The sequence below is a fragment of the Acinetobacter sp. HZNU-JH01 genome (assembly GCF_037996845.1).
GTDB classification, from domain to species: domain Bacteria; phylum Pseudomonadota; class Gammaproteobacteria; order Pseudomonadales; family Moraxellaceae; genus Acinetobacter; species Acinetobacter haemolyticus.
In genome coordinates this window covers 2,548,181-2,561,314 of sequence record NZ_JBBMZX010000001.1, presented here as the reverse complement: position 1 = coordinate 2,561,314, position 13,134 = coordinate 2,548,181, and the positions used below count along the sequence as shown (strand labels likewise).

Genomic DNA, 13,134 nt, shown 5'->3' with positions numbered 1-13,134 from the left:
CAAAGATTTATGATTCAACCAGCCCTTTAACTCACTAGTTAAAAGGGCTTTTTTTGTCTATCCCTGATTGATAATAAGCATGAACTACAACAACCTATTTTTCTAGATATTCTTCTCCACCGCTTTTTATCGTTACAATTTCTCGCTCAACTTCTATTTATTATTCAGTTACTTTGTGCGCACAACTTTTCCATATCCAATCATGACCTTTACAATGAAAAAATTATTGATCAGCACCATTCTCATTAGTACGCTCAGCATGAATGGTTGTATGAAATATCCCGGCCTAAGTGATGAACAACGCCCAAACAATTGGGGTACATTGATTTCTAACACACATAATTTCTATCAAATTAGTCAAGATGTCTATCGAAGTGAGCAACCTGACACTGAGCTGATTGCCAGTTTAAAACAACATCAAATCCACACTGTGATCAATCTCAGAGCACGTAATAAAGATGCGAATGTATTTAAAGATCAAGATTTTAATCTGGTACATATCCCCATCTATACGTGGGCAATCAATCGTGATGATCTCTTAACCGCAATGCGAGCAATCCAAACTGCAAAACAACAAAATCAGAAGGTTTTAGTCCATTGTTATCATGGCTCTGATCGCACGGGAGCAACCATTGCGATGTATCGAATTATTTTTGAAAATTGGTCAATCGAAGATGCCGTCAAAGAAATGAAACAAGGCGGCTATGGCTACCATGTCATCTGGAAAAATATTGAACATTTATTCACTACAGACAATGTAAAATGGATTCAACAACAATTGTCGAATCCATCATAATTTAGAAAAAAACAGGGGCGAAAAGCCACTGCTGTCCCATAGTTTTGTTTAAATAAAAAACCTGAGTCCAAAATAGTTAAAATATAAGTGCGAACAAACACTTTAACTACAAGGACTCAGGTTTTGTCACATCAGAATACCGTATTTCATCAATTACTTAAACCTATTTCACGATGTGATTTTGAACGTCTTGCCAAGCAGCATCATTGTGGACAAAAATTAAGATCAGCCACACGCTGGGATCAGTTTATTGCCATATTGATGTCCCAGCTGTCCTGTCGGCAAAGCTTAAGAGATATTCAATCCAATCTCGAATCACAGCAGGAAAAGCTCTATCACCTCGGTGCTAAGACTATTGCACGAAGCACCTTGGCAAGAATCAATCAAGAACAACCTGCCAGCCTATATCAGCAATTATTTACTCAGTTACTTCGGCATTGTGAAAACACAAAGATTGCACATAAATTTCGATTTAAGAATCCGCTGTATTCACTTGATGCAAGCCACATTGATCTTTCACTGTCCTTATGCGAATGGGCAAAAGTACATGAATCCAAAGCGAGCATTAAACTGACAGTTGGATTAAATCACAGCAATACGATTCCTGAATTTGTTGCACTCGGAGATGGTATTGAAAATGATATGGTGCAAGGCAGATTACTCAAATTTCCACCTGGAAGTATCGTAGTTTTTGACAAGGGGTATGTTGATTATCAGTGGTTTGCAGAGATGACTGACCGAAAAGTCAGCTTTGTGACACGGCTAAGACCGAAGACGGTTTATGAAGTAAAGTCAAAACGTGAAGTATACGCTTGCAAAGGAATTCTTGCGGATGAATATATTGAGTTGAGCAGTGATTATGCTAAAAAGCGTGGTGCACCGAAGCGATTAAGACGAATAGAATTTTATGATGTTGAAAAGAAAAGGACATTTGAATTTCTAAGTAACAACTTTCATCTAGCTGCATCGACTATTGCAGCAATTTACAAAGATCGTTGGAAAGTAGAATTATTTTTCAAAGCGATTAAACAGAATTTAAAATTGAAATCATTTCTAGGTCGAAGCCGAAATGCCATACAAACTCAAATATGGATTGCATTAATTGCCTATTTATTAGTGAGTTTTGCAAAACATATGGCTCATGAGGGATGGACTGTCCAGAGATTATTAAGAATTATTCAGGTCAATTTATTTGAAAGAAAACTTCTAAAGGCATTATTTTTACCCGATAAGAAGTGGCGAAAACAAGAAGAACCTCAATTGAGGTTCTTCTTGGAATAATTGTGGGACAGCAGTGGCGAAAAGCCCCAGTTTTATTTTAGCGCTGATCAAGTGGAACCCAATCAATCACCCACGCTGATTTCATATTTAAACTTTCATCCGCTGCGATCTTTTTACGGACTGCATCAGCAGTTTCTCTATCTTTAGATGGACCAACCATGATGCGTATTCCTTTCGAGGTTGGACTGGTCGTGACTTTATAACCTTTAGCTCTCAGTTTGGATACCACGGCATCTGCATTGGCCTGATTTGCAGCCAAGGCCACTTGAACCATCCAATTTTTATCGCCATTTTCCATGAGTTCACGTGCTTTTTCTGCTTCAGCTTTTTTCTTTGCTTCTTCTTCAGCCTTTCGCTTGTCTTCCGCAGCCTTCTTCTCAGCATCAGCTTTACGTTTCTCTTCAGCAGCTTTCTTTTCTGCCTCAGCCTTACGTTTATCTTCTGCTGCTTTCTTCTCTGCTTCAGCCTTACGTTTATCTTCAGCAGCCTTTTTCTCTGCTTCGGCTTTACGCTTATCTTCCGCTGCCTTCTTCTCAGCTTCAGCCTTACGTTTCTCTTCGGCAGCTTTTTGGTCTGTCTCTGCTTTACGCTTATCTTCAGCAGCTTTTTTCTCTGCCTCAGCCTTGCGCTTCTCTTCTAATTTACGTTTTTCTTCAGCCAATCGCTGAGCTTTCGCAGCATCATCTTCAATTAATTCAGGCGGTATATTGTCTGAGCTTTGTTGTGCTGCCATACGTCTTGCATTAATTGCCGCGTACTCTTCTGCGGCTTTACGCGCAGCTGCTGCCTCGGCTTCTTGTTGCATTTTCAAAAATTCGGCAGCGCGAGCTTCCTGTTCCGCAACCGCTTTTTCACGAGCATGTCGCTGTTCTTCGAGTAGACGTTTTTCTGTTTCAACATCGATTGCCAAAGGTTGCAACGATACCATTTCGCTATCTTGTGCTGGTTGTGCCAACTTAGGCTTAGATTCTGTTTGAGCAGTTTGTTGTGCAGTTCTTGCTTGAGCTTTATCTTGCTCTATTTCATCATTACCTTTAAGAAGTAATGCTGCCAATAAAACACCACCTCCAAGTAGAACAACGCCACCCATCCAGCGTTGTTTGTTATTCATTGACATTGTTCTAAATACTCCCAGACCGCTTCCAAGGTATGAAACGAACCACAGACTAAAATCAGCTGATTGTTATTACATTTCTTCAGCGTAGTTTCAAATGCTTGCTGGATACTGCCAAACTCACATACCTGTTGACCTTGCAATGCATCTTGTAACTGTTGCATTGGCGCGGCTCTAGGCACATCTAAAGTAGCAATAAACCAATTTTTTACTGTTGTTTTTAGTAAATTCGTGACCGATAAGATGTCTTTATCTGCCAACATTGAAAATACAGCAACAACTTCTGTGTACTGTTTATTGTATTTTAGAAAATTTCGCAACTGCTTCAATAAAAATTCAACGCCATGTGCATTATGCCCAGCATCAAAAACAACCGTTTGACCTTGAATCTGACGGATCTCAAATCGTCCTTGCAACGCTGCTCGCTGAATACCCGTAGCAATTGAATCTTGAGCAATTGTAATCCCGCTCACCAATATTGCTGCCACGGCGGTAGAGATATTTTCAAGTGCCAACTGACCGTTTGGAAGTTTTAACGTTGTTCCTGAAGAGGCAAATGACCATGTCTCACCATCGTCATTTGGCTGATAAAAATAATCTCGATTTAATACATACAACTGAGCTTGTGTTTCAGAAGCTTTATCTTGAATCGCTTGTGGAAGCTGTTGATGCCCCGCAAAAATAACGGGAATATTAGGACGAATAATGCCCGCTTTCTCGAAAGCAATTTTTTCAATGGTATCGCCTAACCAATCGGTGTGATCCAGCCCAATATTGGTAATCACTGCAATATCTGGATCAATGACATTCACCACATCTAGACGGCCACCAAGACCAACCTCAAGTACCCAGACATTGCACTGTTGATGCTTAAAGATCACAAAAGCAGCTAAAGTCGTTGCTTCAAAGAAAGATAGACTTAAACCACAATCACGACGTGCTTGATCCACAGCAACAAAAGCATCAACCAAGCTTTGATCATCAACCTCAATACCCGCTAATTTTACTCGCTCATTAAAACGATAAATATGGGGTGATTGATACAAACCAACTTTATAACCGTGCGCATTTAAAATTGCAGCCAAAGTGGTCGTCGTTGAACCTTTGCCATTGGTACCAGCAACTGTAAATACCTTTGCGTTAGGTCGCATTACTCCTAATTTTTCAGCAACAGGAATAACGCGCTCTAAACCTAAATCAATGCCTGTAACATGAACATGGCTCCAATAATCGAGCCATGTTGTTAATGTATCTGTTGAATGTGGAGTTTGTGCTTTCAAGGTAAGTTCATCAGCTTAGCAACAAGTCGATATACAGTATCACGTAATGCGTGACGATGAACAATTTGATCGACTACACCATGATCAAGCAAATACTCAGCGCGTTGGAACGGCTCTTCTAACTTTTCACGCACGGTCTGTTCGATCACACGCTTACCAGCAAAACCAATCATGGCTTTTGGTTCAGCAATATGAACATCGCCTAGCATTGCCAATGATGCAGTTACACCACCATAAACAGGGTGAGTCAATACCACCAAATAAGGAACCCGTGCTTCTTTCATTTTTTGAATTGCAGCTGCGGTACGAGCCATTTGCATTAAAGACAACATGCCTTCTTGCATACGTGCACCACCAGATGCAGCAAAACAAATCATCGGTTGATGTAGTTCAATTGCTCGTTCAGCAGCTTGTACAAAACGATCACCTACAACGGTACCCATCGAACCGCCCATAAAATCGAAATCAAAGGCGCATGCAATTAAATCCAAACCTTTGAGTGAACCTTGCATCACTACAAGCGCTTCCGTCTCACCTGTTTTATCTTGCGCTTCACGCATACGATCAGGATAAGCTTTACTATCCACAAATTTTAACGGGTCTTTAGCACTGAATTCTTGACCGAGTTCTGCGTCCACTTGGTCAAAAAACCAATTCAAGCGATCACGTGCACGCATACGTAAATGCTCATCGCATTGCGGACAGACATAGGCATTAAATGACATAGCTGTACGTGTCACCAAAGCATGACATTCTGGACATTCAATCGTAGGCTCAGTAAAAGTCGCCTTGAAGATCTGCTGCTCATTTGCAACCTGAATACCTGGAACTTGACGCTCAGTCCAAGGCGTTGACGGGTTTAGAACCGTCCCTGCTGTTAATTCTTGACTCATACTAACTCATCGAGCGCAGCCCGAAGCTCCTTCACTTTATTCACCGTCTGTTGCACAGCCTCATCAGCTGGCAATGTCGCAAAAGATTTAACGAAAGCACTTCCTACAATCACCGCATCAGCGACTTGACCCATTGCTTTTGCAGACGCTGCATCACTAATACCAAAACCAACTCCCACAGGAACATTGGTTTTGGTTTTAATTTTCGCAATACGTGCTGCAGCTTCAGAAGTATCTAATGTCGCTGCACCAGTCACACCTTTGAGGGAGACGTAATACACAAAGCCACTTGCTTGATCGACCACATGTTGAATACGGTGATCTGTTGAAGTTGGTGCAAGCAAGAAAATTTGATCCATCTCATTTTGTTTTAAGACTTCACCAAATTGCTTTGATTCTTCTGGGGGTAAATCCACCAAAAGAACACCATCTACACCGCAGGCTTTCGCATAGGCAACAAACTTTTCATAACCAATCACTTCAACAGGATTTAAATATCCCATCAAAACGACTGGTGTTGTTTGATCTTGCTCACGAAAGGCTTTCACCATATCCAATGCATCAAGTGTATTGGTTCCACCAGCCAAAGCGCGCTCAGCAGCCAAAGCAATCACAGGACCATCGGCCATAGGATCGGAGAATGGTAGACCAAGCTCAATCACATCAACACCGGCTTCAACCATTTGATGAAGCAATGGAACAGTTACCTGTGGATGCGGATCACCTGCCATAACATAAGAAACAAGCGCTTTACGTTGCTGAGATTTAAGCTGTTCAAAACGAGTGGCAAGACGTGACATAGGATTATGCTTTCCTTGATTTATATTGGGACCTGCTTGACATTTTACAGATGCACTTTGCAGCCCCCTAAGTTGAGGAGTTGTTTGTAGTTAGACAAAAACACTGCATTGTAACGCTATTTTTTGCTCATTGAACAGAGTTTGACGTGATTGCAGTGCTGATTGTCATCACTAACAACAGCCCCTACACATTTATCTATATTTTCGTTATTTTCTCAATGATCAAAGCTTCCTAATTTCAAGCCAATCTTTCTACATTTTAGAAATGAGCCAAGCTCCTTTATACTATGTCCACTTTTTAAATTTTCTTTTGATTTTATGTCTGCCCACACTCAGGAAAAAGTACAAAGCAATGCACTTGCTTTGCTACCGCTATTGGTATTTTTGATCATCTTTCTCGGGAGTGGTATCTATCATTCAATCATCGGGACCGAATTTGCCTTCTATCAAATTAAAGCCCCGATTGCAGCCATACCTGCAATCATCTTAGCTTTACTACTGTATAAACAAAAACTCAATACAGCTATTGAGGAATTTTTACAAGGCGCGAGTCATCCCAATCTGATTCTGATGTTTATGGTATTTATGTTGGCAGGCGCATTTGCCAGTGTCTCGGGGGCAATCGGGAGTGTCGATGCAACGGTTCAACTTGGACTTTCATTGATTTCAGCACAATTTGTGTTGCCTATGCTGTTCATCATCGCTGCCTTTATCGCAACCGCCATGGGAACCTCAATGGGGACCATTGCTGCGTGTGCACCTATTGCCTTTGGCTTTTCCCAAGCAACGGACATTACGCCCCTCTATGCCATTGGTGCAGTGATTGGTGGTGCCATGTTTGGAGACAACTTATCGATGATCTCCGACACGACCATTGCCGCTACACGCAGTCAAAACGTTGAATTAAGAGATAAGTTTAAGGTCAATGTTTGGATTGCATTACCTGCCGCAATTATAACCTTAATTGTTTATTTTTCTCTCAGTCACCAGTCTGAGGCGATACAGACCAAACCTTATGATATTTGGTTGATATTACCTTACCTCGCAGTTTTCTTTCTGGCCTTTACCCGATTGCATGTACTGGCTGTGCTGATGATTGGCGTGGTGTTGTCAGGCATGATGGGCTTACTCAATAAACCTGACTTCCATTTGCTGCAACTCAATAACTCGATCTATAACGGCTTCGTCGGTATGTTTGAAGTTGCATTGTTATCCATGTTATTGGGAGGCTTATCTGCATTAATGCAAAAAGCTGGGGGATTACATTGGTTGATCCAGCGCATTTATGCCATCACACGTTTATTTAAATTTGGGACCCAACGTGCAGGTGAGTTTGGAATCAGCTTTTTGGTGGTATTTTCAAATTTATTTGTTGCCAATAATACCGTGGCGATTATTTTATCAGGTGATATGGCGCGTGTAGTTGCCAAAGAATATGGGATTGATCCTAAACGTAGTGCTGCCCTGCTCGATATTTTTTCCTGTGTAACTCAAGGGATCATTCCTTACGGTGCACAATTATTATTGGCTTGTTCAATAGCCAAGATCTCGCCAATTGAGCTGATTGGGCATATTTACTACTGTTGGGTATTAGCGATTTTTGCAATTCTCGCAATTGTCTTTCATTATCCACGCTTAAAAACATCGTAAAATTCATATGAGACTCTTTAAGGCTTAACGCTAAAGAGTCTTTAAAAACTGTTTCGGAGTAACACCAGTCCAACGCTTAAATGCTCGTCCAAATGCACTTTGGTCTGCGTAATTTAAACGCTCTGCAATCTCAGAAAATGACTTGCCTTGCTGCAAATAAAGCTTACTTTGCTCCAACCGATATTGATCTAAAATATCTTGAAAATTCAAATGATAAGCTTTGAGCTGGCGTTGTAAGGTCCGTTCAGAACAATGCAAATGTTTTGCCACATAACTCGATAAAACTTCTTCTTGTTGTAATAATCCTTGCTCAATAAAGCTTTGTATTTTTTGTCTCAACTGCTGCTGTTGAATCTCGAAAGAAGTGACATGATTTAACGATTGCTGTGCCTGCGTTGATAGCACCTGATTCAATTGCTGATCAGCAGCGATACTTTTCGCCTTCAAAATCTGATTTGAAAAGCGTATTGCATATTGCCCTGATTGAACTTGGATTGGACAGCCGTAAAATTTCTCAAAATGAAACAAAGCAGTATGTGGTGTATAGCCAAATTGAATCATCTGTGGCGGATGTAAAGTATCTTGAACAATGGATTGCGCTATCTTAAAAAGCAATGCCAAATTCAGCTCATACATTTCACGATAATCTGGATAAGAAGCACTCCAAACAATTTGAATGTAGTCCGAAAACTGCTGAACATTAAGCTGCTCTAAATTGGTCTGCTTAAAAATCAGAGAATAATAGCGCTGTAAAAGTTGTAATGCTTGCTGTAAGTCCAAACTGGTTGATGCTAGATATCCCATTAAGCCCAGATCTTGCAAATTGGCACGCTCTGCTAGAACTAAGGTAATTGGGCGTGAGAAATAGGGTTGAGCCGCCTGTAATAATTGAGCATAACGTTCGACATCAAAATCTTGTTGGTCAGGATTTTCAAGGCACGAATAGAAGTCTTGCCAAAGTTCAGGCACAGCAACTTTGGACAAATCAATATGTTCCTGTTGTAAAACACGATTCAACAATCGTAAATATCCAATGATAATTTTAACTGACATATGTCGATCTCATCCTGATCTGTCGTTATTTGTATAAAACTTGGCTGAAACTGTCAAAACTTTTCGTCGGACTTTTCCCATACTGAATCTATGAAAAAGGCAAGGAATCGTACAAATGAATGCACATGTTTCCTATCAGGTTGATCCAGTCGTTAGAACAAAATTAGATTTCCATCTAGACCAAGCTCCTCGCTTTTGGTTTGGTGGCGATCCATTTCGTACCCGTATGTTTGATGCATTGAGCCTCACTTTTCCAGATGGTGAGCGCTATTTTATTGAATGTGTTCGTCTATTCCGTGACAAGATTACAGATCCAAACTTACAAGAACGTGTTGCTGATTTTATCCGTCAAGAAGCTCAACACGGTATCGCTCATGACAAAATGAATCAGATCATGAAACAACAAGGTATGCCTGTTGATCAGTTCACTGATCGTTTAAAGAAAATTTTTAAGTTTGAATTAAAGTATCGCTCCCCTCAATACAACATCGCCATGACTGCCGCTGCAGAGCATTTAACTGCACTGATGGCAGAAACGTTCTATAGCAAAAAAGAAACTTTGGCAGAGGCGGATCCTTTCGTAAGAGCACTTTTTGCTTGGCATGCGATTGAAGAAATGGAACATCGAGATGTTGCTTTTGATGTCATGCGTGAAGTTGGTGAAGTGCCTGAAGCAACTCGTCGGTTTGCTTTAGTATTTACCACTGTACTCATGTTTGGTTTTACACTATACCGTACTGATGTAATGTTGAAAAAAGATGGTTTTAATCTAAGGCAACGTATTGATTTAGCGCGTAAAGGTTTGCCATGGTTCTTTGGTCGTAACGGTATTTTAACGGCAAAAAGAGCACAATATAGCGATTGGTTTAAAAAAGACTTCCATCCAAATCAACACCCTGTTATTCGTCAATACGATGTCTGGATTGATACTTTGGCTAAGACCAATGATCCAATTGCTGCGGGTGAAGCTTTTTGGCAAGCGGGTTTATAATCTAGATTTAAGCACCCAATTCATATATCGAATCGCTAACATTACATTGAGCAAATCTATTTTAGCTCAATGTAATTAGCAATTTTAACACTAACCGCATCTATATCATTGCTCTACTTGTTCTTTGCCAAATTTCTCATAGTAACGTTTACGTATATCAGGACAGTCCCAAGCAATCCCAAACATGATGTCATTATCTGTAAATCCCTTACAATTTTCATATTGCTGCTTTAGTGAGACATCCTCAGGAAGATCATGAACCATCATATTCTCAAAACTCATTCCATCAATCACCTCTGGATCATTGTCATAACTGGTACTCAGATCAATATCAAATGACTTGCCATCCTGACCATTCTTACATTTTGCCAAGATATAGTAGCTAGTTCCACGACGATGTTTAGAGACAGAACGTAGTTCTTGATCCATCGGATATGCACCTACAATCACATCTTCAACTTGGATACCATCTTTAAAATGTTGTTTTGCTTGAGCTGAATCAGGGTCCTTCATCCTTGCCTGATACTGCTCTTTTGTTTCCCATGCAAAATCTTTATTCCACTTAGACTGCTCTAACCAAAAAATGACCTGCTCCATTCGTTCAGCTTTGGTATCATAGATTAAACGTAGTCCCACATCGTCATAGATGTAATATTCCATCGCTACATCTATATGATGCTCCCATCCATATTTAATTCGTTCTACTTTTCGGTAATCAGAACCAAAGACCTTTAACCAATCAGCTAAGGGTGCATTAAAATCGATTGGCTTATTATTATAAGAAATCTGGCAACCATCCACTTTGATCTGATGTTGTGTATTCAGCTTTTTGTCTACTTTAGGAATCACAACTTGCTGTTTTGCATCGGAACAGGCACTTAAACTTAAGATCAACAGACCCAATATGACTTTTTTCATCTATTTTCCTTTACCTTGCTGCCCGAATTGCCTGTGGATTTGCTCTTGCCCACTGCCGTATATCACCATCCATCCAGTTGGTTCGAGCTGGATGAACAAAATAACGTTTCGCTGTGTCTTTAACTGCCTGTTTATTGGCTGCTGTAGGTGATTCACGACAAGCAATCCAACGGCGTCCGATATCTTCTACCGCTTTGATCGCCAATTTTGCAGCCAACATATGTAAGCTATTATGATGATCATCCTTCCCTAATTGAGTATGGGTTGGATTTTCACCATAGCGCCCCCAACCTTGTACTAATCGAATCGTCCCATGACTATGTTTCAACAGCCCTGAACCAATAAACTCAAGAACTAAAGATACAATTGGTCTTATAATCGATGCTAGCGTTTTCGCAGTACGGAGAAACTGAGCAATTTCTCTAGCCTTATCTACATATAATGCCTCATTTAAACCTGCCAACTGATCTCGCAAACTCAAATAAGTGTTCCAAATCCGGCTAATTTCCGTAATATTGACCCATTCCACGATGGCAGTAATAATAAAGTCTTCTAAACGACGCTCACCATACATAAAGCCCTGATATTCTTCCATATTTTTCAATGGATCAACCAAGTCACCGAGTTTAGGCCCAACACTCGCCAAAGTATCCCAGAACCCAAAAGTTCCAGAGACAATCGGGATCTGTCGATAGTCTGCATAAGGCTGTTGAATATGATCATCCACTTGATAGCCTTGTTTAATCAATGCCACTTCGGTAAAGTTGGTATGCGCAAAAAAATCCTCTAACACATGAAAAGCATTGCCCAAAGCCCGTAATGCATGACGAGAATGCATATTACCCGACATACTGATCTCAAGCTGCTCTAGTACATATTCCAAGGCAGTAGGAAAAGCACTGTCACCAGATTTTTCAGGGGTGCTATCCGCAATATAGTTTTTTAGGTTGTAATGCGGTGATGCCAACGACTCATTGGTTTGATGACTTTTTTGACTAGGATCACCTGAATAACTTTTCTTTACCATTTAATATTTATCTAGGAAAACTAGGATTATTAATTCGAGTAAAGTCTTCTAGTTCAGTTTTTCCATCAAAAACATAGTTATTATGACTATATGATTCAGAAAGTTTAAATTTCTTGAAAGTTTTAGTTTCATTGTCCTTATAGTATTGTTGATATTCTAAGGTGATAAAATCATCTTCAATATATGGGCTGATAAGGATTTTACCTTTTCTATTACTGCCTCCTCTTATTGATGTTTCATCTGCTGAGAAATAAATATTTTCACCAGCAATATATGCAAATTTATCCTCTTTGATAATAAATATTTCATACATTAAAAAATCATTTTTATTTGGTAATGGAGAAATATTTCCTTTATTAAGAAGAGTGTATAGCCCATTTTTTATGGAATATTTATCATTCCTATTATTAATAGTTCTGATATTTATCTGTAGATCGTTATCAATTTCTTTGTTTGGCATTATTTCTATTTTTAATGTTGGTTCAGTAGACATGGTTGGTACCTTGTTGAAAAATAATATTGTTAATAAAAAAATTACAGAAGCAAGGAAAATCAATAACTTAATACTTTTCATTTTCTACTCTCCTGGGTTAAAGAAGGATTGATCTTTTTCATAAAGTAAAACCCCATTTTTATAAAATCTCATCGGTTCTACTTGTACTCCCCAAAGATGAGCTTGCCTACCTTTACCAGCTTTACTCCCAACCATATAAGTACCAGCTACAGACCACGCGAAGTTATTACTTCGCCCAATGGAGGTTATTCTTTTAGATGGAGAAAAAGAGGGAAAACTAGAAGCACTTTGTCCACCAACCTCAACTTCTAAAAAGTTCGCTAAAATTGAAATTCTCTGAGCAAAACTGGGATCAGCTGCTGAGTTACATCCAAAGAAAGTACACCGCACATTACCAGAATGCCAGTTAATATTAAGACTGCTCCATCCTTCTAAAGGCATTTGCATATTAATTGGATCAGAATAGATAATCGGTCCATCCCATCCTGAATGAGAAAAAATAGCAATTTCTTTAATTACAACTTTATTCGTTCCACCATAATGTTCTATCCAATTATCGATAATAGTTTGTATCTCAGAAAAAGTATGGAGTGGTGGGCAATGAACCTTATGTATTTCTTCATCATACTCTTGCATTTTTTTGATATTTTGCATTCGTGTTTGAGCTGACTCTGAAAACAGTTTTCTACCTTTATCTTCTTCTGCTATCCAAAACAAAAGAAATAACTGTTTTTTTCTTGTAATCCGAATATGGTGTGTATTGTTTTCTTCAGAGGAAGTTCTAGCATTTGATATCTGTCTTGGTGGAATCCCCATT

General features: G+C 39.6%; 13 protein-coding genes. 4 read left to right on the top strand and 9 right to left on the bottom strand.

The window, feature by feature from the left end; genetic code table 11:
- The first annotated feature begins 214 nt into the window (after nt 1–214).
- Together AAC851_RS12195 and AAC851_RS12190 are read left to right on the top strand one after the other, a co-directional pair.
- Nucleotides 215–796 (top strand): dual specificity protein phosphatase family protein, encoded by a 582-nt coding sequence (locus tag AAC851_RS12195; RefSeq protein ID WP_161984494.1) that lies wholly within the window; start codon nt 215–217, stop codon nt 794–796.
- Nucleotides 797–919: 123 nt separating this feature from the next.
- Entirely contained in the window at nt 920–2,077 is a 1,158-nt protein-coding gene (locus AAC851_RS12190) for an IS4 family transposase (protein ID WP_008942576.1), read from the top strand.
- Between the two features lie 37 nt (nt 2,078–2,114).
- On the opposite strand, the gene AAC851_RS12185 is transcribed toward AAC851_RS12190, so the two are convergent.
- Genes AAC851_RS12185 through trpA form a run of 4 tightly spaced genes read right to left on the bottom strand, consistent with a single transcriptional unit; the run spans nt 2,115 to nt 6,164 of the window.
- Nucleotides 2,115–3,194, bottom strand: coding sequence for an SPOR domain-containing protein (locus tag AAC851_RS12185; RefSeq protein ID WP_075314866.1), 1,080 nt, complete (start codon nt 3,192–3,194; stop codon nt 2,115–2,117).
- Nucleotides 3,185–4,471, bottom strand: coding sequence for a bifunctional tetrahydrofolate synthase/dihydrofolate synthase (gene folC / locus AAC851_RS12180; RefSeq protein ID WP_075314864.1), 1,287 nt, complete (start codon nt 4,469–4,471; stop codon nt 3,185–3,187). The genes AAC851_RS12185 and folC overlap by 10 nt, the downstream gene beginning before the upstream one ends.
- Nucleotides 4,468–5,364 carry an acetyl-CoA carboxylase, carboxyltransferase subunit beta gene (gene accD, locus AAC851_RS12175; RefSeq protein WP_004640724.1) on the bottom strand — a complete coding sequence of 299 codons (897 nt, stop codon included), beginning with the start codon at nt 5,362–5,364 and terminating at the stop codon, nt 4,468–4,470. The genes folC and accD overlap by 4 nt, the downstream gene beginning before the upstream one ends.
- On the bottom strand, nt 5,361–6,164 hold the full coding sequence (trpA, locus tag AAC851_RS12170; protein ID WP_004640725.1) for a tryptophan synthase subunit alpha: 804 nt from the start codon (nt 6,162–6,164) through the stop codon (nt 5,361–5,363). The genes accD and trpA overlap by 4 nt, the downstream gene beginning before the upstream one ends.
- 318 nt (nt 6,165–6,482) lie before the next feature.
- Between trpA and AAC851_RS12165 the strand changes: the two genes are divergently transcribed.
- Nucleotides 6,483–7,814 carry a Na+/H+ antiporter NhaC family protein gene (locus AAC851_RS12165; protein ID WP_008942348.1) on the top strand — a complete coding sequence of 444 codons (1,332 nt, stop codon included), beginning with the start codon at nt 6,483–6,485 and terminating at the stop codon, nt 7,812–7,814.
- A 30-nt stretch (nt 7,815–7,844) separates the two neighbouring features.
- Here the strand turns inward: AAC851_RS12165 and AAC851_RS12160 are convergent, their stop codons facing one another.
- Nucleotides 7,845–8,867, bottom strand: a complete 1,023-nt coding sequence (locus AAC851_RS12160; protein WP_005083292.1) for an AraC family transcriptional regulator — start codon at nt 8,865–8,867, stop codon at nt 7,845–7,847.
- Between the two features lie 115 nt (nt 8,868–8,982).
- On the opposite strand from AAC851_RS12160, the gene AAC851_RS12155 reads away from it, so the two are divergent.
- On the top strand, nt 8,983–9,858 hold the full coding sequence (locus tag AAC851_RS12155) for a metal-dependent hydrolase (protein WP_004640729.1): 876 nt from the start codon (nt 8,983–8,985) through the stop codon (nt 9,856–9,858).
- Nucleotides 9,859–9,963: 105 nt separating this feature from the next.
- Here AAC851_RS12155 and AAC851_RS12150 read toward each other — a convergent pair whose 3' ends face one another.
- The 4 genes from AAC851_RS12150 to AAC851_RS12135 are packed head-to-tail and all read right to left on the bottom strand — an operon-like array spanning nt 9,964 to nt 13,133.
- Nucleotides 9,964–10,776 (bottom strand): DUF7738 domain-containing protein, encoded by an 813-nt coding sequence (locus tag AAC851_RS12150; protein ID WP_125501427.1) that lies wholly within the window; start codon nt 10,774–10,776, stop codon nt 9,964–9,966.
- Between the two features lie 10 nt (nt 10,777–10,786).
- Entirely contained in the window at nt 10,787–11,803 is a 1,017-nt protein-coding gene (locus tag AAC851_RS12145; RefSeq protein ID WP_125501425.1) for an HET-C-related protein, read from the bottom strand.
- A 7-nt stretch (nt 11,804–11,810) separates the two neighbouring features.
- A complete protein-coding gene (locus tag AAC851_RS12140; protein WP_100833998.1) occupies nt 11,811–12,377 on the bottom strand; it encodes a hypothetical protein in 567 nt (188 codons plus the stop codon).
- Between the two features lie 3 nt (nt 12,378–12,380).
- Entirely contained in the window at nt 12,381–13,133 is a 753-nt protein-coding gene (locus AAC851_RS12135; protein ID WP_125501421.1) for a hypothetical protein, read from the bottom strand.
- Nucleotide 13,134 lies beyond the last annotated feature (1 nt).

What these genes read in the sequence shown, in the direction of transcription:
- AAC851_RS12195 (WP_161984494.1), top strand. Translation starts at nt 215, where the DNA reads ATGAAAAAATTATTGATCAGCACCATTCTCATTAGTACGCTCAGCATG.
- AAC851_RS12185 (WP_075314866.1), bottom strand. Translation starts at nt 3,194, where the DNA reads ATGTCAATGAATAACAAACAACGCTGGATGGGTGGCGTTGTTCTACTT.
- accD (WP_004640724.1), bottom strand. Translation starts at nt 5,364, where the DNA reads ATGAGTCAAGAATTAACAGCAGGGACGGTTCTAAACCCGTCAACGCCT.
- trpA (WP_004640725.1), bottom strand. Translation starts at nt 6,164, where the DNA reads ATGTCACGTCTTGCCACTCGTTTTGAACAGCTTAAATCTCAGCAACGT.
- AAC851_RS12165 (WP_008942348.1), top strand. Translation starts at nt 6,483, where the DNA reads ATGTCTGCCCACACTCAGGAAAAAGTACAAAGCAATGCACTTGCTTTG.
- AAC851_RS12160 (WP_005083292.1), bottom strand. Translation starts at nt 8,867, where the DNA reads ATGTCAGTTAAAATTATCATTGGATATTTACGATTGTTGAATCGTGTT.
- AAC851_RS12155 (WP_004640729.1), top strand. Translation starts at nt 8,983, where the DNA reads ATGAATGCACATGTTTCCTATCAGGTTGATCCAGTCGTTAGAACAAAA.
- AAC851_RS12150 (WP_125501427.1), bottom strand. Translation starts at nt 10,776, where the DNA reads ATGAAAAAAGTCATATTGGGTCTGTTGATCTTAAGTTTAAGTGCCTGT.
- AAC851_RS12145 (WP_125501425.1), bottom strand. Translation starts at nt 11,803, where the DNA reads ATGGTAAAGAAAAGTTATTCAGGTGATCCTAGTCAAAAAAGTCATCAA.
- AAC851_RS12140 (WP_100833998.1), bottom strand. Translation starts at nt 12,377, where the DNA reads ATGAAAAGTATTAAGTTATTGATTTTCCTTGCTTCTGTAATTTTTTTA.
- AAC851_RS12135 (WP_125501421.1), bottom strand. Translation starts at nt 13,133, where the DNA reads ATGGGGATTCCACCAAGACAGATATCAAATGCTAGAACTTCCTCTGAA.